Genomic DNA, 21359 nt, shown 5'->3' on the forward strand with positions numbered 1-21359 from the left:
CGCAGCGCGCCACGCTGGCCCCCGCCGCCCGGGTGCATCTATCCTGGACGGGCGGCTTTGGCGATGAAGATCCGGGGGTCGGCGCTCATGCACACGAGGACCTACCTGCAGACGCGGTGGGGGAGCCAGGCCATGTCCGCCCTCGACGCCAAGCTGCCCGCCGCCGCGCGGGCGGTGTTCACGGCGCCCGATCTCGCGGCGCACAGCTGGTATCCCATCTCGGTCTGGAACGCGATCGCGGACGAGATCTCGCGGTGGCCCAACCGGTCCGGCGTCATCCGCGATCTCGCGGCCTACGTGGCCGAGCAGGACCTGACGCTCGCGCACAAGGTGCTGCTCAAGCTGGGCACGCCCGCGCTCGTCATGCGGCAGGCCGGCGTGATGTGGGGCATGTACTTCAACGGCGGCCGGCTCGCGCCCCTCGCCGAGGGAGAGCGGTTCTTCCGGCTGATACTTTACCTGGGGGTCGACCCGCAGTCCGACCCGGGGCGCCAGATCTGCAGAGACGCGGTGCCGGCGTGGCAGGAGAACGCGCTCCGGCTCTCGGGCGCGCGAGGGGGCCAGAGCCTCCACACGAAGTGCCGTTTCGAGGGACACCCCACGTGCGAGTACGAGGTGCGCTGGCTTCGGTAGTCACCACTTGGTGCAGAAGGCGAACAGGTTCACCTGCGCCTCTTCGGCGAGCACCTCGACGGGGGTGCTCCCGAACTTCGACCGGGCGAACAGGGTCCTGAGATCATCGGTGCTGCGGTGGATCAGCTCCCACTCGAGGACGTGATCCATGAACGCCTTGCTCGGGTTGTTCACCCCGAAATTGCCCACGACCGCGACGCCCCCGGGCAGGAGCTTGTCGTGCATGCAATTGAGGAGGCTCACGACCAGATCGTCGCGGAGATAGTCCGTGAGCCCGATGCTGTAGATCATGTGCTGGGGCTTGAGCACCGTCCTGCCGCGGCCGTGGGCCAGCCGCACGACGTTGTCCTGCGCGAAGCTGAAGCGGTCCATGACGCCGAGCTGGTCGGCGATGCCGGCCGCGTAGGCGAGGGCCTGGTTGTCGATATCGATGCACGTCGCCTTGATGTCGGGCAGCTCGCCCCCCTCCGCGTAGAGGTCGAACAGCTCCCGGGCGGGGCCGCTCGCGAGGCTGGTGATGTGGACCGGGCCGGACGCGTGCCCGCTGCAGGCGTCCCGGATCGCGCGGCTCAGCACGCCTCTCCGGTTCTTGACGGCGCGGCAGGCGTCGATGGCGAGCCCCCACTGGTCGATGAAGCGGCCGAGGCGGCCGTCGCCCGCGGGCTCGTCGTTGTACATCATCTCGATGGTGTAGAAGTCGCCCGCGTAGCCGCGCGGCTTCGTGTAACACCGGTCGACGGTGCGGCTCAGCATGAAGAGCGAGAACGTCTCGCGGAAGACATAGGCGCCGATGCCCTTCTCGAGGTGGCGCTCGCGCTCGATGTGCTCGCGCAGCGCGGACACGATCGTCTGGCACGCGGCGCTCACCTTCTCCTGGATCTCCGCCTCGGGCTGCTTGGCCTCCTTCACCATCCTGTCGGCGATCATCATCTCGAACTTGAACTGTTCGACCGTGTCGATGAGCTTCGGAGGGATGTTGTTGGTGCCGGCCTGGCCCGTCCTCGCCGCGTGAAAGCGGTTGACCTGCGGCACGTCCTCGACGAGGAGCGGCGGGAGCATCGCGGTGTTCTCGCGGAGGCGCTGGGCGAGCATGATCGCGAGCGACTGGTAGAAGCGCGCCGCGAGCCCGGGGACGGAGGCGAGGAGCGAGTGCACATACGGGCCCTCGATGACGTCGAGCGTGCACTCCTCGCGGGCGACGACGGAGGCGCTCGCGGCGGCGCTCTCGAGGAACGACATCTCGCCGAAGATGGCGCCGGGGCCGAGCTGGCGGAGGGCCACGCCGCGCCCGAGGTGGGCGACCTCGACCCCGACAAGGCCGCTGCGCACGATGAAGATGCCCTGCCTTCGCGAGCCCTCCTCGAGGATCTGTTCGCCCGGTCGGTAGGTGACGCAGCTCGACTTCTCCAGCAGCAGCCGCTCGTCGTCCTGGGTCAAGAACTCGAAACCTGTCGTCATGATGCCTCCCGAGCGCCGCGGGCGCCCCGGACTCGCGGAGGAACGGATCTCTCCCCTCCGCCGCGGCGACAGAGGCGTCCACGCGTGCGCCCCTTCTACCACGACGCATCGCGCCTCCGCTGAGGCATGGCGGTCCGCCCGCTGGCTTGGCGCCGGTCGCGCCGCGGTCGCCGCGGGGCGCCTCGTTGACCGCGCCGCGGTTTCCGCAGCGCGCCTCGTCGATCACGCGCCGCGCTCGCGCCGAACGCGCGTCGCGCGGTCTTTCACGGGGTCACCGCGGGGCGCAGGCCGCGAGGCCGCCGTCCTCGGCGAGCACCAGCACACAGGTGCGGAGCACATCCATGCCGGCAAATCCGTCCGACGGACAGGTCGCCCGCCGCTCGCCGGGCAGAAGATCGAACTCCGCGGCGGCGTCGAACCCCGCCATCCGGAGGCGAGCGCCCGAAAGGACGGGAACGGTGTGCTTGCCTGAGGCGGCGTAGGCGCTCCTGCCGCCGGTCGCCCGGCGCGACAGCCGCTTCCCCGCGGGGGAGACGGCGAAGAGCGAGCTCTGTGACGCTCCCGAGTCGATCTTCAGCGTGACGTCGATCCCCTCGACGCTCGCCCTGGCGGTGAGCTCGCTGCCCTGGTTCGGGCCGCCGCAGCGGGCGAGCTCCACGATGGCGGCCTCGCCGAACCGCGCCCGGAGCGCGCGTGCGGCCTCGTCGCGCGGAGCTTCGGTCATCCGGCCCTCGCGCAGGTCGAGCACGACGGCGCGGCCCGGCCCCGCCAGCTCCTGAGGCGCGACGATGCCGCCGATGCCGATGCGCTGCAGGACGTCGGGCATGCGGACGACGAGCAACGCGGAGACCTCGACCCGGCCCCACCCGGAGAGCGCGAGGCTCGCGTTCTCGAGGCGGGACACCGCGAGGGGCCTGCCCGCGTGGTCGACGGCGACGTCGCCTGCGGTCGAGAGGGGCAGCGCGAGCTCGTCGGCGAGCCAGCGGGCGAGGACGTGGTGGGAGGCGCCGGTGTCGACGATCAGCACGGCCGGCTGGCCCGCCACGACGGCGTCGATGAGCGGCGAGGGGAACGCGCGATCGTCGAGGTGGTACTGGAGGCTGGCCCGGCGCTCGGGGCCCGCCGCCGGCGCCGCCGGGCCCGCGCCCGCGGGCGAGGACGCGTCGCCGGCGCCGGCGCCGGCGGTCGACGTCGCGCCCGCGCTGCGCGGCGTGGCCGGCGCGGCGCGGACCGCGGCGGGCCCGGCGCAGCCGGCCACCGCGAGCGCGCCGGCCGCGGCCGCGGCCGAGAGCGGGGCGAGGAGCTGCCTGCGAGCGCGCGGCACGAGCATCCGCTACTCGACGCAGCAGAGCGTCGACTGCCCCGTGGGATCCAGCGAGCCGCTGAGGCTCGTGCGCGCGGTGCAGGTGGAGTTTGTCGGCGTGCCGACGAGGTGAGCCGGGGGCGAGTAGGCGTACCCGCAGTACCGCCCGCCCTGCGAGATCTGTGCGTGATCGAAGCAGCTGTAGTCGTTGCCGAGCTCGACGCGCACGTAGTTGCAGTCGCCGCCGCTCGCGGTGCACGCGCACGACGAGCACGTCCGGGTGTCGTTGTACCCCCGGAACCAGTCGCTCTCGCGCCGCGCATAGCCGCTGCAGGTGGCGCTGCCGGACACGAGCGCGCATTGCGTCGCCGGCGATCCCTGCCTCGGGACGCAGGCCTTGCCGGCGCCGCAGCCCGCGCCGGCGATCGCGTGGCAGAACTTCCTGGACTCCTTCCACGTCGCCGGCGCGGGGATCGCCGTGCCGGTCGCGGTGCAGCTCTGGATCACGTCGAAGAGGCCCGCGCGCACGCCCCCCCAGTCGACGAACCCGTTGTTGATCGGCTTCGCGTCGCACGTGAACCCGACCCGCTTCGCGAGCGTGCCGCGCGTCCCGGCCTCGTCGGCCTCGCACTGCGACTCGTCGGCGTAGAGGTAGAGATCCGCCGCGCAGTCGGTGGGGTTCGGCGTGCAGCCGCAGCCCTGGCAGCCGCTGCCGGAGAGGCCGCGGAAGAGGAGCGTCTCCTTCGCGGTGAACCCGTCAGGGCACGGCTCGGTCGCGTCCACGACGACGCCGGGCTCGAAGTTCGTGGGTGCCGTCAGGCAGACCGCGCCCTCCGCGCAGTCCGAGTCCGCGCAGTCGACGGCGTCGTCGCAGTCGTCGTCGCCGCCGTTGAAGCAATCCTCGACCTGCGTGCAGCCGGTCGTCGTGCTCGTGCCGGTCGACGCGCTCGTGCCGGTCGACGCGCTCGTGCCGGTCGTCGTGCTCGTGCCGGTCGACGCGCTCGTACCGGTCGTCGTGCTCGTGCCGGTCGACGCGCTCGTGCCGGTCGACGCGCTCGTGCCGGTCGTCGCGCTCGTGCCGGCGCTCGCGCTGGAAGGTTCGGTCGTCCCGGCGCCATCACCGCCGCCCGACCCGCCCGACCCGCCCGACCCGCCCGCGCCCGCGAAGTTGCGCTCCTGGACGCTGCAGGCCGAGAGGCTGACGAGCGCTGCTATCGCAGGCCCGCGAAAGTTCGTCATGCCGCCAGGATAGCCGCCCTTGCAGGCGACGTGCAGCGTCATGTCTCGGAAGCGTGGCGCTCACCGCGAGGGGGGGCGTGATGGGCGAGGTGCCCTGTGACGCCGGGAGGAGAGGCCGTCACGGAGCCGTGGCGCGCTGGAGGCGGCGCTCCACCTCGGCGCGCGTCGGATACGATGTCTGACACCCCTCGCGCTCGACCGAGATGCCCGCCGCCGCGATCGCGAACCGGAGTGTGGCCTCGATCGCCATCCCGGAGGCGAGCCCGCCGGCGAGCACGCCCGTGAGGGCGTCCCCGGCGCCCGTCGTGTCGACGGCGCGGGCCGGCAGGGCGGGGAGCTCCTCGCCCGACGGCAGCAGCACCGCGCCGCGCGCGCCGCGCGTGAGCACCACGCGCTCCGGCAGGTGACCGCGCAGCGCCTCGTGCTCGATCTCGTTGACCACGGCGAGATCGAACCGGCCGACGAGCTCGGGATCGATGGCGTTGACGGGCGACGGATTGCAGATCGACAGCGCGCCGTCGGCCCGCGCTGCCGCGAGCACGCCGTCGATCGCCGCGGCCGGGATCTCGCCCTGGCAGAGCCAGACCGAGGCCCCGCACGGCGAGGGCGGCGTGACGAGCGCGTTGGCGCCGGGGATCGCGAGGATCTGGTTCTCTCCGGCCTCGTCGACGCAGATCAGGGCCACGCCCGTCGTGGCGCCGCGGTGGACCGCCACGGCGGAGAGCTCCACCCCGTCGGCGGCGAGCGCGGCCGCGCAGAGCTCGCCGTGGGCGTCGTCGCCGCGCGCGCCCGCGAGCCGCACGCGCGCCCCGGAGCGCGCCGCCGCGACCGCCTGGTTCGCGCCCTTGCCGCCCGGCGCGACGAGGAACCGGCGGCCCAGCACCGACTCGCCGGGGCGCGGCAGCCGCGGGCCGTAGCCGATGAGATCGGCGGTGATCGAGCCGCAGATCGCGAGCAATCCCATCACCGCCGCATACCACGAACGAGGCGGCGCGCGCGTCAGTCGGCGTTCACGGCCACGGCGTTGGTCTTGCCATGGGCGAGCGCGCCGGCGCGGCGGATGATGCCGATGAACTCCTGCTGATCGCCCTTGCTCGACGCGGCGGCCCTCGCGATCTTCTCGATGTCGGCGAGCCTCCAGGAGCGCGCGTGCGGGCTGTGGCGCAGGACCTCGGCGAACCCTGCCACCGCGGACGCGAAGCGGAAGTCGGCCGGCGCCGCGTCGAAGGTGGGGGCGACGGCGCCCGGGGCCATCTTGACCAGGGTCTCCTCGGCCGTGTTCGAGCCGAGCGGCGCCTTGTGGCGGAGGCGCACGACGACCGGCGCCGCGGCCTCGCCCTTCGGCGCGGTGGCCTTGAGCTCGACGTCGTAGATGGCCGTCACGCTGTGCCCTGCGCCGATCTCGCCGGCGTCCACCTTGTCGTTCCGGAAGTCCCGGTCGGCCACGTCGCGGTTCTCGTAGCCGATGAGCCGGTAGCTCTTGACGAAGCTCGGGTCGAACTCGACCTGGATCTTCACGTCGCGGGCGATGACCTGGAGCATCCCGCCGACCTGCTCGGAGAAGACCCGCCGCGCCTGCGCCTCGCTGTCGATATAGGCGTAGTTGCCGTCGCCCTGGTTGGCGAGCTGCTCCATCATGAGATCCTTGTAGTTGCCCTGGCCGAAGCCGACGGTGGACAGCGTGATCCCCTTGTCCCTCGCGCGCTTGATGGTCTTCAGGATCTCGTCGTGGGAGGTCGGGCCGACGTTCGCGTCTCCGTCGGAGAGCACGATGACGCGGTTGACGTGCCCCTTCACGAGCGTCCGCTCGGCCAGGCTGTACGCGAGATCGATGCCGCTCGACATGGCGGTGGAGCCGCCCGCGGTGAGGTCGGCGAGGGCCGCGAGGATCTTCCCCTTGCTCTCGATGCCGGTCGGCGCGAGCACCTCTCGCACGCTGCCCGCATAGGTGCAGAGCGCGACGGTGTCCCCCGGCTTGAGGGTGTCGGTGAGCATCTTCAGGCTCTTCTTCGCGAGCTCGATCTTGTCCGGCGACTGCATCGAACCGCTGGTGTCGACGAGGTACACGAGGTGCACCGGGGTCCGCTCCTTGACCGGCACGCGCTTGCCCTGGACCGCCACGCGCACGAGGTGGTGGCCCGACGTGAACGGCGAGGGCGCGGCCGCGAGGTGCACGGCGAACGGGCCTGTCGCGGGCGACGCGTAGCCGTAATCGAAGTAGTTGAGGAACTCCTCGGCGCGCACGGCCTGAACCGGGGGCAGCGCGCCATCCATGATCTTGCGGCGCGCGATGGCGTAAGAGGCCGTGTCCACGTCGATCGCGAACGTCGAGAGCCGGTCCTTCGCGGGGTCCTCGACCGGGTTGACGCCGTAGTCCCGGTACGTCTCGCTGCCCTGGGGCTCGGGCGCTGTGACGGCGACGGCCGGGGGCGGGGCCGCGGGGCGCGCCACGGCGGTCGCCGCCGGGGCGGGCGCCTTCTTGGGCGCGGGCGCGCCGCCCGTCACGCGGACGCGCGCGTCCGCGCCGGGCGCGGCGCCCGCCTTGGTCGCCCGGGACTGCGCGGGCCCCGGCGAGGGCGCCACAGGGGCGGCCGCCACGGGCAGGGCCGGCGGCGGCGCGGCCTCCGCGGCGGGCGCGGCGTCAGGGGCGCTCGCCGCGGCCTCCTCGCGCTTGGCGTCGGACGCGCTGCCCTCGTCTTGCGCCGCGTCGAACTCCGGCTGCGTGGCTCGCCCGGCGGGGGCCTCGGTTGGCGCGGCCGATGCGGTCGCCGCCGTGGGGGCAGGCGTGGAGCCACCGCAGCCGATGAGCAGCGCGGTGACGAGGGCGGGGGCGACGAGATCGAGGGGCCGGGTGCGCATTGAGGTGTCCTCCTTGAAGGGGATCGCGAGGGCGGATCCCTGCTGTACGTTCTCGTGGGTCGGCCATCGCCGATCGCCACACACAGGTCCTTGAGGGGGGCCGCACGCGCGGCTGCCCCATCGTGCGTTTTCCACGGGCGAGACGGGCCCTTCGCCGCTTTCGCTGCGTGAACGCCGCGTGTCGCCGGTCATCCGGCGAGCCGACGAAGGGCTCTCGCGGCCGGGGCCCGCTGTGGCGGGGCTCGGCGCGTCCGAGTGCCAGGGAAACGCGGTCGTCTCGGCCGGCTTACACCCGAAATCGACGGGAGCTCGGGTCGGGTCCTCCGCCCGCCTCCCTCTCGCTCTATCCTCAGGGGTCCGTGATGAGCGAAACGAGCCACGAGCGCTTCCAGTCCACCCTGTGCCGTGCCAGGAAGATCGCCGTCCTGACCGGCGCAGGCGTCTCGGCGGAGTCGGGTATCCCCACGTTCCGCGGCGCTGGGGGGCTGTGGCGGCGTTACGAGGCGACGAGCCTCGCCTCGCCCGAGGCGTGGCGGCGCGATCCGGGCCTCGTCTGGGAGTTCTACAATCACCGCCGGGAGCGCGCCCTCGGCTGCGCGCCGAACCCGGGTCATCACGCGCTGGCGCAGCTGGAGGCGCGGTGGCGGGAGGCCGGCAGGGTCTTCACCCTGATCACCCAGAACATCGACGGCCTGCACGAGCAGTCGGGCTCCAGGAGCCCGGTGCGCCTCCACGGCTCGCTGTGGCAGGTGCGCTGTCTCTCGTGCGGGAGCGTGACCGAGAACCGCGACGTGCCCATCACGCCCGCCTTCGCGGGCAGCGGCTCCCCCGATCCGGAGGCCCCCGCCCGCCGCTTCACGGCGGCGGAGCTGCCGCGCTGCGGCTGCGGCGGCGTCCTTCGCCCGCACGTTGTCTGGTTCGGCGAGGCCCTCCAGGAGAGCGATCTCGCCGCGGCGGCCGCCGGCGTCGAGGGCTGCGATCTCCTGCTCGTCGTCGGTACGTCGGCCGTTGTGTATCCCGCCGCCGGCTTCGTCCCCATGGCCAAGCGCCACGGCGCCCTCATCGCCGAGGTCAACGTCGAGCCGAGCGCGATCTCCGGCCTCTGCGACGTCGTGTTCACCGGCGGCTCCGGCGCGATCCTGCCCTCCCTGCTCGACGTCACGCCGGCGTGAGCGCCGCGGCCTGACGGGCGCGGCGAGCCGGCGGCGTCAGCACGGCGAGGCGAGCCGGCGGCGTCAGCGCGACGCGCTGTCGCGCCGCAGCGGGCGCGCGGTGCACGCATCGCGCGGCGCGGCGCGTGCTTCTGCCGCGGTCATGGAGCAGGTCAACCGTGGGATCTCAGGGCTAACGTGGGCGGCGATCGCGCTCGTCGTGATCGGCGCCGTCAACTGGGGGTTCGTTGGGCTGTTCGAGTTCGACGTGGTCGCCGCGCTCTTCGGCAGGCTCAGCGCGCTCAGCCGCATCATCTACGTGCTCGTCGCGCTCGCTGGGCTCTATCTGCTCTACGCTGCGGTCCAGCTCGGAAAGCGCGCTCGGGTCACCACGATGCCCTGAGGGCGATGCGCCCGTGCACCCCAGGCGCTCATGCGCCCGGGCTGGCCTGGCCGCCGAAGCCGCGCGGACGGGCGGCGATCGCGCGCGCCTCGATGAAGCGCGACACCGCGTCGACGAACGCCTCGGGGTTCTCCACCTGCGGCATGTGCCCTGTCGCCGGGATGAAGGTGAGCTGCGACCCCGGCAGCGAAGCGTGAAGCTTCTTCGCGTCGTCCGCGCTGTTGCCGAGGAGCTGGTCCGCCTCGCCCCAGACGAGGAGGGGATTCAGGCTGAGCGGGGCCCGGAGACCTCCATGGATGGCGGCGTCGAGCACCGCCTCCAGCTGAGGTGGATTGGCGCTCTCCAGGACCTCCCGCAGGGCAGCCGGGGCGCGGCCGGGATCGGCGTAGGCGCGGCTCAGGACCCCGGGGCTATAGGTCTGCTTCCGCATCAACGCGCGCAGCACCCGGCGGGGCAGCGGCCGCGCTCCGAGCCAGCCGACGAGGCGCGGCAGCGGGGGGATGGGAACGCCGTTGACGAACACGAGCCCTCGGCAGCGCGCCGCGAACAGGGTAGCGAAGCTCGATACGACCGAGACGCCGAAGGAGTTGCCGACGCACCACGCGCTGGAGACACCCAGCTCGTCCAGGAGCCGCTCCAGCCAGCGCGCATAGGCGCCCAGGGAGCCGAGCCCCGGCGCGTCCGTGCGCCCGATGCCGGGCAGATCGGGCGCGATCACCTGGAAGCGCTCCGCCAATCGCCCCCAGACAGGCGCCCAGTGCAGCGACGCCCCGCCCCAGGCGCCGTGCACCAGCAGCAGCGGCTCGCCCTGCCCGCCCACGTGGACGCTGGCAGGGCGGCCGTCGATCGCGATCTCCTTCACCGAAACCGTGCTCATGCCCCTCTCCTGTGCGGAATCATCACGGGGCCCATCCTGCCCCCGGCCGCCGGGGGCCCGCAACAGGAACGCACGCCGGCGCGCGCCCACGTCCCTCCCTCTTGCGTGTGCGGGCGCTGGCCGGGCGCGCGGCGGCGCGCGGCGCCTCTCGGCCCTTCGCGCTTGCCTCACGGGCAGCCGATCGCGGTATCGTCCCCGCCGTGTCCTCCGCTCAGAAGCTCCGCGATCTGCTCGCCTCGCCCGGCCTCCTCGTCATGCCTTGCTGCTTCGACGCGCTGTCGGCGCGGCTGATCGAGCAGGCCGGCTTCTCGCTCTCGTTCATGAGCGGCTTCGCGGTCTCCGCCGCGCGCCTCGGCGCGCCCGACACGGGGCTCATCTCGTATGGTGAGATGGTCGATCAGGCGCGGTCGATCTGCGGCGCCGTCTCGATTCCGGTGCTCGGCGACGGCGACACGGGCTACGGCAATGCGATGAACGTGAAGCGCACGGTGCGCGGTTATGCGCGGGCCGGGCTGGCCTGCGTCATGATCGAGGACCAGGTCGCCCCCAAGCGCTGCGGCCACACGCGCGGCAAGCAGGTCGTGCCCCGCGACGAGGCGTTCACCCGCGTCCAGGCCGCCGTGGACGCGCGCGACGAGGGCGCCGGCGTGCTCGTCATGGCCCGCACCGACGCCCGCCAGACGCACGGCTTCGACGAGGCGCTGGCCCGCGCGCGGGCGTTCGCCGATCTCGGGGCAGACATCGTGTTCCTCGAGGCGCCCGAGAGCGTGGAGGAGATGCGAACGTTCTGCCGCGAGGTGCGCGTGCCGACCATGGCCAACATGGTGGATCACGGCAGGACACCGGTGCTCCCGCCGGCCGAGCTCGAGGCGATCGGCTACAAGATCGCGGCCTATCCGCTCACCCTGCTCTCGGTCGCCGCCGCCGCCATGCGCGAGGCGCTCGCGGCCCTGCGCGCCGGCCGGCACCCCGACCCGCGGATGAGCTTCGCGGCGCTCCAGGAGATCGTCGGGTTCCCCGAGTACTACGCTGAAGAAGAGCGCTATGCGCAGCCGCCAAGGAAGGGGTGAGTCGAGCACCATGACCGCGATGTCCTCTGCCGCCCCCGCGTCGCTCCTCGACGCGGCGCGGAGCCTCGTTCCGATCGTCCAGGAGCACGCCCCGCGGGGCGAGCGCGAGCGCCGTTTGCCCGATCCGGTCGCGAGGGCGCTCCGGGAGTCGGGCATCTTCCGCATGTGTCGTCCGCGCGCGCTGGGCGGGCTCGAGGCCGACCCCCTCACGGCGCTGCAGGTCATCGAGGAGCTCTCGCGCGCCGACGGCGCGGCAGGGTGGTGCGCCATGATCTGCGGCACGACCGGCGCGTTCGAAGCGTACATCCCGGCGGAGGGGGGCAAAGAGATGCATGCGAGCCCGGATGTCGTGACCGCCGGCGTCTTCGCGCCGAGCGGGCGCGCGGTCGAGGTCGAGGGAGGATATCGGGTCGCCGGGAGGTGGGCGATGGCGAGCGCCTGTCATCATTGCGACTGGCTGGGCGGCACCGCGGTGGTCTTCGACGGGATGGCCCCGCGCCTGCTGCCCGGGGGCGTCCCCGAGGCCGTCGTGCCGATGTTCCGCGCCTCGGAGTGCGAGATCCTGGATACGTGGAGCGTCTCCGGCCTCGCCGGCAGCGGGAGCCACGATTTCGCGGTCGTGGACGCCTTCGTGCCGAGCAGCCGGTGCATCCGACTCCCGATGACGGCTCCGACGCATCCAGGGCCTCTCTTCGTGTTCCCGCTCTTCGGCTTCCTCGCGAGCGCGGTCGCGACGACCGCGCTCGGGATGGCGCGCGCGGCCATCGATGAGCTGGTCCGGCTCGCGGCGACCAAGCGGCCGAGCGGCATGACGACGTCGCTCGCGACGCGGCCCTCGACGGCGCTCGCCGTGGCCGAGGCCGAGGCCACGCTGGGCGCGGCCAGGGCCTACCTCTTCGAGGCCGTCGGCGCCGTCTGGGACGCCGCGGTCTCTGGCAGGCCGATCTCGCTGCGGGAGCGGGCGCGCGTCCGGCTCGCCGCGACGAACGCCGCCCTCGGCGCGGCGCGCGCCGTCGATCTGGCGTACACGGCGGGCGGCGCCACGGCGCTCTACGCGGAGAGCCCTCTTCAACGCAGCTTCCGCGACGTTCACGCCGTCACGCAGCACGCCCTCGTCGCCCCGCACACGCGCGAGGTCCAGGGCCGTGTGCTCCTCGGGCTGGACACCGAGCTGCCGATGTTCTGAGGGGCCGTCCGCGAGCGGCGAGGTGGATACGAGAGGGCGGAGCGGGCGACCGAGCGAAATTACGCCGCAGCGCGCTTCACTCTGCGGATGAGCCCGTAGCGCACGAAGATGCGCCCCGCTCTCATCCCAGGGGCAGATCCACCCAGCGCTCGAATCCAGGCCGGCGCTTGATGCGGCCGTACCACGCGTCGACGTGCTGCAGCGCGGGCCGCTCGGCCGGCAGGTTGTACCACCGCTGCGCCGCGGCCCCGAGGGGGATATCGGCGAACGTGAAGTACTCTCCCGCGACCCACGGGTGCCGTGACAGCTGCCTGTCGAGGATCCCGAGCGCGGCGAGCGCCGACTTGCGGGCGGCCTCGATCGCGCCCTGATCGCGGCGCTCTTCGGGCGTGCGCACGAACTGCACGAGGAGCGTCCGGATCGGGGGCCACAGGGTCCCGAACTGCCAGTCGGTCCAGGCGTCGGCGCGCGCCCTGTCGGCGAGATCGCTCGGCTGGAGCGGCGGCGACCCGTAGCGCGAGAACAGATAACGCACGATCGCGTGCGACTCCCAGAGCACCAGCGGGCCGTCCTCGAGCGTCGGGACCAGCCCGTTCGGGTTGAGGGTGAGATAGTCGGCGTCCTTGACGCGACCGAACGGTCCGCCGGCGTCGATGCGCTCGAAATCGAGCTTGAGCTCGTCGAGCGCCCAGAGGACCTTTTGCACGTTCGAAGAATTCTTGTGACCCCAGAGTCTCAACATGATGTCCCTTGTCCCTCGGCGCCGCTCAGGCGGCCGTCGTCGCCGCCGGCTTCACGAACTTCGCGAAGCGCTCCACGTAGAACTCGACCGGATTCTGGATGGCGCGGACCGCGGGGCGCGCCTGCAGGGCCTCGATCCAGGCCCGGAGCCGCGTGAGCTCCGCGGGGATGGAGAAGTCGCGGAGGCGGCCGACCGCCGGCAGCCGCTCGAACCATGGATAGAACGAGACATCGACGAGGCTGACCTCGGCGCCGAGCCAGTAGGGCCCCTGGCCCGACGACCTCGCCAGCGCCTCCCGCTCGATGAACGCGAGCACCTCGCCGAGCGCCTTGCGCCCCTCCGCCTCCTGGTCTCGCGTCTCGGCCCTGAGCAGCTGGGTGAACGCCTTCGCGCTGTAGAGTCGCAGCTTCGTCATCCTGTTCTCCTTGATGGCGTGCGCCACGCGAAGAGCTCTCCTGCTCTCAGGCAGGAGGGGCGCTCCGCTCACGGGCCGTCGTCGTGGCAGGGAGCAGGGAGCGTGCCAGGGCTTTATTGCAGGAACTGCAGGAACGGATCACAATCGTCCGCGCTGGCCGCGCGCTTGCTGCGACGGGAGCAGGGATTGCTGGTGATGTGCTGCTGAGGCAGCAGTGAATCCGGCGTGGGGCGTGGGAAGGCCTCTGCTGATGGATGGTCGGCCCCTGTCGAGTACCCGGGAGACGTCACGTCCGTCGGGATGAGGCGTGCTCAGATCTTCATCCTTCCTCCTCGTGTCATGGTTCGCAGCCCGCGCCACCTCAGCCAATGGCACCTCTGCTCGAGCGGTCATCCGTCGTCCACGCGCGGGCGTGGACGTGGACCTCCTCCCGGTGTGCCGGGAGGGCGCGCTGATGTTTTCCGCCTTACTCTTCTATGACGGACAGTAGTCTGCTATGACGGACATGTCAAGACGCTGCGCGGTAGCGTCGATGTCCTCGGCAAGAGGTGTGTGGACCGGCGTGCGATGGGGATGGTCGCGTCGGTGGTGGGCATTGTTCCGATGTGCGAGGGAGCTCTTCGTTGTAAGCTCCGCGGCGTGACGACTGCTCGCCTCGACGCCGGAGCACTCCATGGTTTGCATGGTTCAGGGCGTGACCGTCGCGTGGGCCGATGGCCTGGGCAAGACAGCATTACCGTCGTCGAGTGCATGACGGCGACAGGCATGGAGCGACGTGATGACAGGTGAGCGCCCGCCGGACCGCATCCTGACCGCTCGGCTGACGCTGCGAGCGTGGCGGCCCGAGGATGCACCTCTGATCAGGGATGCGATTGACTCCAGCCTTGCGCACCTGCGGCCCTGGATGCCGTGGGCCGTGCTCGAGCCTTCTTCCGTGGAGGCGACCGCGGCGCTCCTGGAGAAGTTCCGGGACGACTTCACGGCAGGACGCGACTTTCATTATGGCATCTTCACGCGCGACGAGCGCGCCGTGCTCGGGGGTACGGGGCTCCATCCCCGGATCGGCCCGGGCGCGATCGAGATCGGCTACTGGCTCCGGGAAACCGCGACGCGCTGCGGTTACGCGACCGAGGCGGTGGCAGGCTTGACCCGGGTCGCGCTCGAGGAGCTCGGCGTGAGCCGCGTCGAGATCCGCTGCGATCCGAGGAACACCGCGAGCGCCGCCGTGCCCCGGCGGCTCGGGTACCGGCATGTGACGACGCTCGAGGCGAACGCCCTGACGCCCGCGGGCGAGCCGCGCGACACGATGGTGTGGGTCCAGGCGGCCGCGGAGCTCTCGGGATCGCCCCGGGGAGGCCGAAGCTCATGAGTCCATCACCCTCGGCCAGCGCGCCGGGAGCGACTTCGGATTCGGATGTTCGGATCGAGGAGCGGCCGGCGCGCCGATAGCGGAGCGGACGCCGCGGTCACTCGAGCCCGAGCGTCATCTCGACCATCGTGCGACGGAAGCCGAACCGCTCGAACAGGCGCTGCGCGGCGGCGTTCTGCGTCGCGGTGTGGAGCACGATGCGCGGCGCGCCCAGGGCCCGGAGGCGCGCGATGACGGCCCCGAGGAGGATCGCGCCCGCGCCCAGCCGGCGCGCGGGCTCGGCGACATAGATGTCGTGGAGGGCGCCGCAGGCGTCGAGGAGGCTGTTCCAGTCGCGCGGCTCCCGGCGGCCGTAGGCGTAGCCGACCAGCGCCGGCTCGGCGCCGGTTCGCTCGGCGACGACGATCGCGGCGTCGGGGTTGGCGAGCTCGCCCGTGAGCCATCGCTCGTAGCCCGGCTCGATCGGCTCCAGGCACATGAAGCGGTGCGGATCGAGGGCGTGGTGCAGGCGGACGAGCTGCGCGGCGAAGCGCGCCACCTCGGGCATGTCGGCGCGCACCGCGAGGCGGGCGTTGACGGAGGGGGGCATCCGCCAGGATAGCCGAGCGCCGGGCGCTCGCTCCGCCTCAGCGCCCCTTTCCCGCCCCCAGGCCCTCCAGCGCCTGCTCCGCGTCGCGCCGGTAGGCGTTGTCGGTCGGCGCCGTCTCCAGGAAGCGCTCGTAATGGTGGATGGCCTTGTCGCGGTTGTTCGCCGCGCGGAGCGCCTCGGCGAGGAGGAAGTGCGCGTCGAACAGCCACGGCGGGGTCGAGCGGTCCGGCGCCTCGCCCAGGGTGACCGCCTGCTCCATCTCGCTCGCGGTCCCGGTCCGGTTGCCGCGCGACGCATAGATCTTGCCGAGGCGGTAGTGCCACTCGGGGACCTTGTCGTTGGCCGCGATCGCCTTGCGCCACGCCTCCTCCGCGGCCGCCCAGTTGCCCTGATCCTGGTAGCAGAGCGCCATCGTGGCGTAGGCCTCGTAGCGGGACGGCCGCTTCTCCAGCGCGATCTTCAGATCCGCCAGCGCGTCCCGGCTCGCCCCCTGCTTCTGCAGCAGCACGCCGCGCTGCCAGTACGCGTCGCCGAGCTCCGCGTCGAGCTCCAGCGCGCGCCTCAGCGCCATCTCCGCGCGCGCGGTCTGGGCCGTCTCGTTGGCGCCCCAGCCGACGTAGAGGTGGTACTCGGCGCGGTTCGGATCGAGCTCCGCGGCGCGCTCCAGGAAGCGCAGCGCCTCGGCCATGTTCGTGCCGCGCACGAGGAGCGCGCGGCCGAGGAAGTGGTTCGCCTCGGCGGAGTTCGCGCGGTCCTTGAGCACGTCGCGCAGGATGGGCTCCGCCTGGCTCGCGTGCCCCGCCATGACCTGGGTCGAGCCGACGCGCAGCTTCAGGTCGATGTCGTTCGGCGCCTTGCGGAGCGCGTCGGCGTACATCTCCAGCGCGCGCTCGCTCTGGCCGGTCTCCTCGAACAGGAGCCCGCGCTCGAGCGCGAGGCCCGGGTAGTCCTTGTCGGCCGCCGTGACCTTGTCGAAGATCTTCGCGGCGTCCTCGAACCGGCGCAGGCGACGGTACGCCACGCCCAGCTTGAACTGGCTGCCGAGGTCGTCCTCCTTCGCGAGCGCGAGCTCGAGCTCCTGCCGGGCCTCGTCGTACCGCCCGGTCTGGAGCGCGACCTCCGCCTTGGCCTTGTGCAGCGCGGGCAGGTCCGGGAACTTCGCCGTCGCCTCCGACAGCCTCTCCGCCGCCGCCTCGTTGCGGCCCATGCTGGACAGGAGCGACGCCAGCGCCACGTACGCGTCGACGACCTCCGGGAGGTTCTCCGTCGACTTCACGGCGTCGACGTACGCCTGCTCCGCGTCCTTCTTGTTGCCGAGCGCGAGCTCGGTGCGCCCGAGCCAGTAAGCGACCTGGGGGGCCGCCGCGTGGGTCTTCTGCAGCTCCTTCAGGAGGTCCTTCGCCTCCTTCATGCGCTCCTGCGCCAGCCACGTCTTCGCCTTGCCGAGCTGCGCGGCGAGGTTCTGGGCGTCGGCGCGGGCCGCGGCCTCGAAGCGCGCCTGCGCCTCGGAGTAGCGACCCGACCGGTAGAGCACCTCGCCGTTGCCGATCAGGGCGCGCACCGCCTGCGGGTCGAGCTTCACCGCGGCGGCGAAGGCCTGCTCCGCCGCGCTCATGCGCGACCTCGTGAGGTGGATGGTGCCGAGCAGCGTGTACGCGTCGACGATCTCGGGGTCGCTCGCGGCGGCCCGGATCGGGCCGTCGCCGGTGACCTTGCCGAGCAGATCGAGCGCCTCCTGGTCGCGGCCGGGGGTCTGCCAGAGCAGCGACGCGATCAGGGTGCGGGCTCCGACGTGGTCGGGCGAGGCCTCGAGCGCGCCGCGGGCGCTCGCCTCGGCGCCCGCGGTGTCCCCGGCGAGGAGCTGCGCCCGGGCCAGGCCGAAGAGCGTGCGCGCGCTCTTCTGGAGGCCGCTCGCGTGCTGCCACGCCGCGAGCGCCTTGGGGGCGTCCTTGGCGGCGAGCTCGATCTCGGCCGCGAGGACGGCGAGATCGACGTCGTCCTTGAGCTGCGCGGCGAGCGCCTGCGCGGCCTGTCGCGCGCGCGGGAGCTCGCCGCTGGCCGCGGCCTGCGCCGCGACGGCCAGGGAGAGCAGGTCGCCCGGATGGGAGCTCGCGAGCGTGAGCATCTCCTTGCCGAAGGCGTCGTCGACGGTCCGGTGCCCGAAGCGGATGCTCCGCGCGAAGGCGATGTACGCGGCGTAGGCCATGGTCGGCCGGTGGCGCGGCGCATTGGCCCGCGTGGCGTTCGCGTCGTTCAGCGCTCCGTTGGCGGCCGACGCGGTGTCCTTGGCGAAGGCCGTCTGGGTCCGCTGGCGGAGCTCGGCGAGCGCCCCCTCGTGCGCGAAGGCGTTGAGCCGGTCGCTGATGAGGTTCACGCCGAAGGCGCCGACGTCCGGAACGAGCGCGAGCGCGCCGCCGCTGACGGCGGCGACCGCGAGCGCCGCCACGACGTAGCGCTTGATCTTCGACTTTTGCGGCGGCGCTTCCGTGGTCGCCGCGGGCTTCTCGGCCTGCGCGCCGGGACCGGCGCTCAGGTCGCCGATCTCGGTGCCCGCGCCGGTCAGGTCGACCTCGTCCCCGACGCTGGGGTGCGGCTCGCTGAGCTCGATGCCCCGATCATCGGCGTCCGCGGGCGATTGCGTGAAGTTCGCGGAGCGGTCGGACGGATCGTAAGGGGTGGGCGCGCCGCCGGGGGCGAGCTGCGTGACGCTCTCGCCGAGCGCGATCTCGTCGCCGAAATCGGCGGCGCCGAAGCCGGTGGTGGACGCGGCGCGGGCGTCGGCGGGCGGCGCGGCGCCGAAGCCGGTGGTGGACGCGGCGCGGGCGTCGGCGGGCGGCGCGGCGAGGAAGTCGGCGGGGGGTAGGGCGCCGAAGTCGACGGGCGGCATGGCGCCGCTGCTGGGCGGCTCCGGCGCTGCCTGCGGCGGGAGGGGGCGCGGCCCGGGCGCCTGGAATGCGGCGCCCACGCGCGAGTCGTCGTAGTCCGGCGGGGCCTCGTCGAAGAGCTCGGCGCCGACGATGGTCCCCGGTCCTGCAGGTGAGCCGGCGCCGGTGGCCTTCGAGGGGAGGGCGGAGCCGGCGGCCTTCGAGGGGAGGGCGGGGCCGGTGGACTTCGAGGGGAAGCCCGCGGGGGCCGGGGCAGGGAAGCCCGCGGCGGTCGGAGAAGGGAAGCCCGCCTGGGCCGCGGCCGGGAGCCCGGCGCGCGCCGGCGAGGGGAGCGGCGCGGAAGCCGGCGTGGGCAGGCCCGTGTTCGAGAACGGGGCGGGCATGCCGATGACGGCCGGGGCCGAGCTCGGCAGATCGCCGGCGACGATGGGCAGGTCGCCCGCGGACATCGCGGGGAGCTCGGCGTCGCCGTCGCCCTCGAGCGGCAGCTCGAGCTCGCCGAAGCCGAACGACATGGATCCGCTGCTGGAGCGCGCCGGAGGAGCCGGGGGCGCGTCGTCGTCCAGGTCTCCGAAATCGTACTCCGGGACCACGCGCGGGGGCGCGTCCCCCGCGCCGCGGGTGCGCCCGCGACCGAGCGGCTGCGTGGTGGCCCCGGCGTTTCGCCCGCCGAGCCCCGCGTCCCGCGCACCAGGCCTCGAGGGGGCGCCCGGCGCCGACTCTCGATCGCCGAACCCGAGGGTGCGCCGGCTGCTCGGAGGCAGCGGCTCGACCCGCGCCGGCAGGTCGGTGCCGGCGAACGCGGTCGGCGTCGCCGGGGCGGTGCGGGACTCCGCGCGCGATCGCGCCGGGAGCGCCACCGGCGCCCCGGTCGCATTGCCGTAGACGACCGGCAGATCGTCCGGGTTGAGCCCTTGCACCTCGGCGTCCGTCGGGCTCGGGAGCTCGACCATGAGATCGATCTCTCCGAAGCCGCGCCGCTGCGGCACCGTCTTGGCGTTTCGCCGATCGGACGGGGCGGGGCGATCGGGGACGTCCGGCAAGCCGATCTCGCCGAAGACCTCCGGACCCGGCGGCTCAGGAGGCGGCGCGGGCGGCGCAGGCACCGCGGGCGCCGCGCGGCGCGGCGGCGTCGGTACCGGCGCCGGCGCCGGCCCGGGGCGTCGGGGAGGCGCGACCGCGGGGAATGCGATGTCCTCCGGAGCCGCCATGGGCAGATCGGCGTCCTCGGGCGCCGCCGGGGCGCTCCGCTCCGAGAGCTGAAGGCCTCCCGCCCCGGCCCGCGGCGGGGGGGTGGGCACAGGCGTCGGCGCGGGCGCTGCGCTTGCGCCCCCCTTGGTCACCAGCAAGCTCGTACCGCACTTCGGACAGCGCATCCTGAGCCCCGCAGGGGGGACACGCTTCTCGTCGACCTGGTACGGCGATTTGCACCCGTCGCACTCGACCTTGATCATGCTTCCCGACCCGATGCCGGCGCTGCGAGCGCCTTCGCAGGCGCCCCCACGCTCGTTCGGCCTACAAAAGGCCGGGATGCCCCGACATCCGCTCTCCTTACTAGCAGGGGTTGTGGTCCTTAGGATCGCCTCTTCTGCCGGGCGCCCTCAAATCGGCGACTTCCTCGGGCATGTCGCGTGCTTCGTCCGGAAGTAGGAAGCGGACAGCGCGCAGACGCGGCGCGGCCGGGGACGGAGGGGCGCGGGGACGGTAACGAAGCGGCGACGCCGTCTGGCAGGCGGCGCGTGTCGCCATCGCGGCCTCGCCAAGCGTCCTCCACCTGTGCTAACGCGCTGCCGCTCATGCAGCGCTCGACGGCGGTCATCTACACGCTCTTCTTCACGGGCGCGCTGGCGTTCGTCATCACGCACGGCGGCTCGAAGGGGCGCGGCGCGGCCAGCGCGCCCGCCGACGCAGGCCCCGACGCCGCCGACGCCGCCGCCTCGCCTGCGACGGCCGCGGCGGGCGACGCCGACGCGGGGAGCGACGCCGGCGCCGAGGGCATCGTCCAGGAGCGCGGCCCCGAGCCGGCGGGGCGATCCGACGCGGGCGTCACGCTCCTCTCGGGAGAGGCGCCGCCCTCGCTGCCGGCCGAGGCGCCGAAGAAGGTGCGCTTCGGCGTCGTGCTCATCCAGTACCGCGGCGCGCAGGGCGCGGCGCCGACCGCGCGCTCCAAGGACGCCGCGCTGGCGCTCGCCAGGGAGCTCGCCGAGGTGGCCAAGACGGACTTCAAGGCCGCCATCGAGAAGGGCGACAAGGGGTCGACCGACGACCTCGGCTACATCCCGCGCGGCGTGCTCGAGCCCGCGCCGGAGTACGAGCTGTTCAGCCTCCCCAAGGGCGGCGTGAGCGGCCCGGTCGACACGCCGCGCGGCTTTTGGATCGCGCGTCGGATCGAGTAAGTAAAGCGAACCGCGCGCGGCGCGTCGCCGTGGACGCGAACGAGTGGAGATACCGTATGGCGACGATCGACATCCGTCGGCAGCACGCGCTCACCAAGGACGAGGCCAGGAAGCGCGCGGAAGAGCTTGCGCGGGGCATGGAAGACAAGCTCGGCATCCAGTGGCGATGGGATGGCGACGTCATCCGGTTCGAGGCGCCGGGCGGCGCCGCGAAGGGGACGAAGGGCCTCGTTCGCGTCGAGGCGTCCGCGGTCCATGTGGAGATCGATCTACCGTTCCTGCTGAAGGCGATGAAGGGCATGGTCGAGTCGAAGGTCAACGACAAGCTCGACGCCGTGCTGGGCAGGGCCTAGCCCGGCAGCCGGGCCAGGCGCGCTCCGGCGGCTCGATCGACCGCGCCGCCCCGCAGCGCGCGGCGCCCCGGCCGACACGCGCTCCCTCCTCCTCAGCCCCGCCTCCTCCTCGCGAGCGAGCGATCTCCGCCCGCTCGCGCGTGTCGCGCCGCGCGCGAGCGCGCCCACCGTTCTTCGTTTTCCGGCGGTTCCGGCGGCGTACGCGGTCGACCGGCGCGCTCCGCGGATCTCCTCGCCGGGCGCGGGCGCCCGCACATCCGTGTCCGCCGCTCGACCCACCGATCGCGCGCGGCCAGGCCAGGCCAGGCCACTCGACGCTGTTCGAGCCCGCTCCCTGCCCGGCGCGCTTTACTCCGTCAGGTTCGGTTCGCTACTCTCCGCCATCGTCATGCGGTGCGCACAGATGAGACCCCGTTCGGAGGCGTCGCGAG

18 protein-coding genes are annotated in these 21359 nt (G+C 73.0%); 8 read left to right on the top strand and 10 right to left on the bottom strand.

What is annotated here, in order from left to right:
* The first annotated feature begins 63 nt into the window (after positions 1-63).
* Complete coding sequence (locus tag WME95_RS03120) at positions 64-633, top strand: hypothetical protein (RefSeq protein WP_193790775.1); 570 nt, start codon at positions 64-66, stop codon at positions 631-633.
* Here the strand turns inward: WME95_RS03120 and WME95_RS03125 are convergent, their stop codons facing one another.
* The 5 genes from WME95_RS03125 to WME95_RS03145 form a co-directional block, all read right to left on the bottom strand.
* Complete coding sequence (locus WME95_RS03125; protein WP_437906932.1) at positions 634-2091, bottom strand: cyclic nucleotide-binding domain-containing protein; 1458 nt, start codon at positions 2089-2091, stop codon at positions 634-636.
* A gap of 271 nt (positions 2092-2362) precedes the next feature.
* Complete coding sequence (locus tag WME95_RS03130) at positions 2363-3421, bottom strand: retropepsin-like aspartic protease (RefSeq protein ID WP_437906933.1); 1059 nt, start codon at positions 3419-3421, stop codon at positions 2363-2365.
* Positions 3422-3424: 3 nt separating this feature from the next.
* Complete coding sequence (locus WME95_RS03135; protein WP_437906934.1) at positions 3425-4675, bottom strand: hypothetical protein; 1251 nt, start codon at positions 4673-4675, stop codon at positions 3425-3427.
* Between the two features lie 76 nt (positions 4676-4751).
* The gene (locus WME95_RS03140) at positions 4752-5597 is read right to left on the bottom strand and encodes a ribokinase (protein ID WP_437906935.1); all 846 of its coding nucleotides are present in this window, start codon (positions 5595-5597) and stop codon (positions 4752-4754) included.
* A 35-nt stretch (positions 5598-5632) separates the two neighbouring features.
* On the bottom strand, positions 5633-7492 hold the full coding sequence (locus tag WME95_RS03145) for a vWA domain-containing protein (protein ID WP_437906936.1): 1860 nt from the start codon (positions 7490-7492) through the stop codon (positions 5633-5635).
* 362 nt (positions 7493-7854) lie between these two features.
* Here WME95_RS03145 and WME95_RS03150 point away from each other — a divergent pair, with 362 nt between their 5' ends.
* Complete coding sequence (locus WME95_RS03150) at positions 7855-8664, top strand: SIR2 family NAD-dependent protein deacylase (protein ID WP_437906937.1); 810 nt, start codon at positions 7855-7857, stop codon at positions 8662-8664.
* 142 nt (positions 8665-8806) lie between these two features.
* Entirely contained in the window at positions 8807-9046 is a 240-nt protein-coding gene (locus tag WME95_RS03155; RefSeq protein ID WP_437906938.1) for a DUF378 domain-containing protein, read from the top strand.
* A 28-nt stretch (positions 9047-9074) separates the two neighbouring features.
* Here the strand turns inward: WME95_RS03155 and WME95_RS03160 are convergent, their stop codons facing one another.
* Positions 9075-9923 carry an alpha/beta fold hydrolase gene (locus WME95_RS03160; protein ID WP_437906939.1) on the bottom strand — a complete coding sequence of 283 codons (849 nt, stop codon included), beginning with the start codon at positions 9921-9923 and terminating at the stop codon, positions 9075-9077.
* Between the two features lie 200 nt (positions 9924-10123).
* Between WME95_RS03160 and WME95_RS03165 the strand changes: the two genes are divergently transcribed.
* Both WME95_RS03165 and WME95_RS03170 read left to right on the top strand, forming a co-directional pair.
* A complete protein-coding gene (locus tag WME95_RS03165) occupies positions 10124-10993 on the top strand; it encodes an isocitrate lyase/PEP mutase family protein (RefSeq protein WP_437906940.1) in 870 nt (289 codons plus the stop codon).
* Positions 10994-11012: 19 nt separating this feature from the next.
* The gene (locus WME95_RS03170) at positions 11013-12179 is read left to right on the top strand and encodes an acyl-CoA dehydrogenase family protein (RefSeq protein WP_437906941.1); all 1167 of its coding nucleotides are present in this window, start codon (positions 11013-11015) and stop codon (positions 12177-12179) included.
* A gap of 121 nt (positions 12180-12300) precedes the next feature.
* Here WME95_RS03170 and WME95_RS03175 read toward each other — a convergent pair whose 3' ends face one another.
* Both WME95_RS03175 and WME95_RS03180 read right to left on the bottom strand, forming a co-directional pair.
* Positions 12301-12921, bottom strand: coding sequence for a glutathione S-transferase family protein (locus tag WME95_RS03175; RefSeq protein ID WP_437906942.1), 621 nt, complete (start codon positions 12919-12921; stop codon positions 12301-12303).
* 25 nt (positions 12922-12946) lie between these two features.
* Entirely contained in the window at positions 12947-13336 is a 390-nt protein-coding gene (locus tag WME95_RS03180) for a glutathione S-transferase C-terminal domain-containing protein (protein ID WP_437906943.1), read from the bottom strand.
* Between the two features lie 778 nt (positions 13337-14114).
* On the opposite strand from WME95_RS03180, the gene WME95_RS03185 reads away from it, so the two are divergent.
* Positions 14115-14705, top strand: a complete 591-nt coding sequence (locus WME95_RS03185; RefSeq protein WP_437906944.1) for a GNAT family N-acetyltransferase — start codon at positions 14115-14117, stop codon at positions 14703-14705.
* Between the two features lie 97 nt (positions 14706-14802).
* Here the strand turns inward: WME95_RS03185 and WME95_RS03190 are convergent, their stop codons facing one another.
* Together WME95_RS03190 and WME95_RS03195 are read right to left on the bottom strand one after the other, a co-directional pair.
* Positions 14803-15294, bottom strand: coding sequence for an N-acetyltransferase family protein (locus tag WME95_RS03190; RefSeq protein ID WP_437906945.1), 492 nt, complete (start codon positions 15292-15294; stop codon positions 14803-14805).
* Positions 15295-15331: 37 nt separating this feature from the next.
* Positions 15332-19633, bottom strand: coding sequence for a tetratricopeptide repeat protein (locus WME95_RS03195; RefSeq protein ID WP_437906946.1), 4302 nt, complete (start codon positions 19631-19633; stop codon positions 15332-15334).
* A 342-nt stretch (positions 19634-19975) separates the two neighbouring features.
* Here WME95_RS03195 and WME95_RS03200 point away from each other — a divergent pair, with 342 nt between their 5' ends.
* Positions 19976-20575 carry a peptidyl-prolyl cis-trans isomerase gene (locus tag WME95_RS03200; RefSeq protein ID WP_437906947.1) on the top strand — a complete coding sequence of 200 codons (600 nt, stop codon included), beginning with the start codon at positions 19976-19978 and terminating at the stop codon, positions 20573-20575.
* 56 nt (positions 20576-20631) lie between these two features.
* Entirely contained in the window at positions 20632-20928 is a 297-nt protein-coding gene (locus tag WME95_RS03205) for a polyhydroxyalkanoic acid system family protein (protein WP_272097713.1), read from the top strand.
* Positions 20929-21359: the final 431 nt, after the last annotated feature.

The organism is Sorangium sp. So ce327, assembly GCF_051530205.1.
Classification (GTDB): Bacteria; Myxococcota_A; Polyangia; order Polyangiales; family Polyangiaceae; genus Sorangium; species Sorangium cellulosum_B.

Bases quoted from the DNA above. Each gene is read 5' to 3' on its own strand.
- WME95_RS03125 (WP_437906932.1), bottom strand. From the start codon at position 2,091: ATGACGACAGGTTTCGAGTTCTTGACCCAGGACGACGAGCGGCTGCTG.
- WME95_RS03195 (WP_437906946.1), bottom strand. From the start codon at position 19,633: ATGATCAAGGTCGAGTGCGACGGGTGCAAATCGCCGTACCAGGTCGAC.
- WME95_RS03180 (WP_437906943.1), bottom strand. From the start codon at position 13,336: ATGACGAAGCTGCGACTCTACAGCGCGAAGGCGTTCACCCAGCTGCTC.
- WME95_RS03140 (WP_437906935.1), bottom strand. From the start codon at position 5,597: ATGGGATTGCTCGCGATCTGCGGCTCGATCACCGCCGATCTCATCGGC.
- WME95_RS03200 (WP_437906947.1), top strand. From the start codon at position 19,976: ATGCAGCGCTCGACGGCGGTCATCTACACGCTCTTCTTCACGGGCGCG.
- WME95_RS03190 (WP_437906945.1), bottom strand. From the start codon at position 15,294: ATGCCCCCCTCCGTCAACGCCCGCCTCGCGGTGCGCGCCGACATGCCC.
- WME95_RS03120 (WP_193790775.1), top strand. From the start codon at position 64: ATGAAGATCCGGGGGTCGGCGCTCATGCACACGAGGACCTACCTGCAG.
- WME95_RS03150 (WP_437906937.1), top strand. From the start codon at position 7,855: ATGAGCGAAACGAGCCACGAGCGCTTCCAGTCCACCCTGTGCCGTGCC.
- WME95_RS03205 (WP_272097713.1), top strand. From the start codon at position 20,632: ATGGCGACGATCGACATCCGTCGGCAGCACGCGCTCACCAAGGACGAG.
- WME95_RS03175 (WP_437906942.1), bottom strand. From the start codon at position 12,921: ATGTTGAGACTCTGGGGTCACAAGAATTCTTCGAACGTGCAAAAGGTC.
- WME95_RS03185 (WP_437906944.1), top strand. From the start codon at position 14,115: ATGACAGGTGAGCGCCCGCCGGACCGCATCCTGACCGCTCGGCTGACG.
- WME95_RS03170 (WP_437906941.1), top strand. From the start codon at position 11,013: ATGTCCTCTGCCGCCCCCGCGTCGCTCCTCGACGCGGCGCGGAGCCTC.
- WME95_RS03130 (WP_437906933.1), bottom strand. From the start codon at position 3,421: ATGCTCGTGCCGCGCGCTCGCAGGCAGCTCCTCGCCCCGCTCTCGGCC.
- WME95_RS03160 (WP_437906939.1), bottom strand. From the start codon at position 9,923: ATGAGCACGGTTTCGGTGAAGGAGATCGCGATCGACGGCCGCCCTGCC.
- WME95_RS03145 (WP_437906936.1), bottom strand. From the start codon at position 7,492: ATGCGCACCCGGCCCCTCGATCTCGTCGCCCCCGCCCTCGTCACCGCG.
- WME95_RS03135 (WP_437906934.1), bottom strand. From the start codon at position 4,675: ATGACGCTGCACGTCGCCTGCAAGGGCGGCTATCCTGGCGGCATGACG.
- WME95_RS03155 (WP_437906938.1), top strand. From the start codon at position 8,807: ATGGAGCAGGTCAACCGTGGGATCTCAGGGCTAACGTGGGCGGCGATC.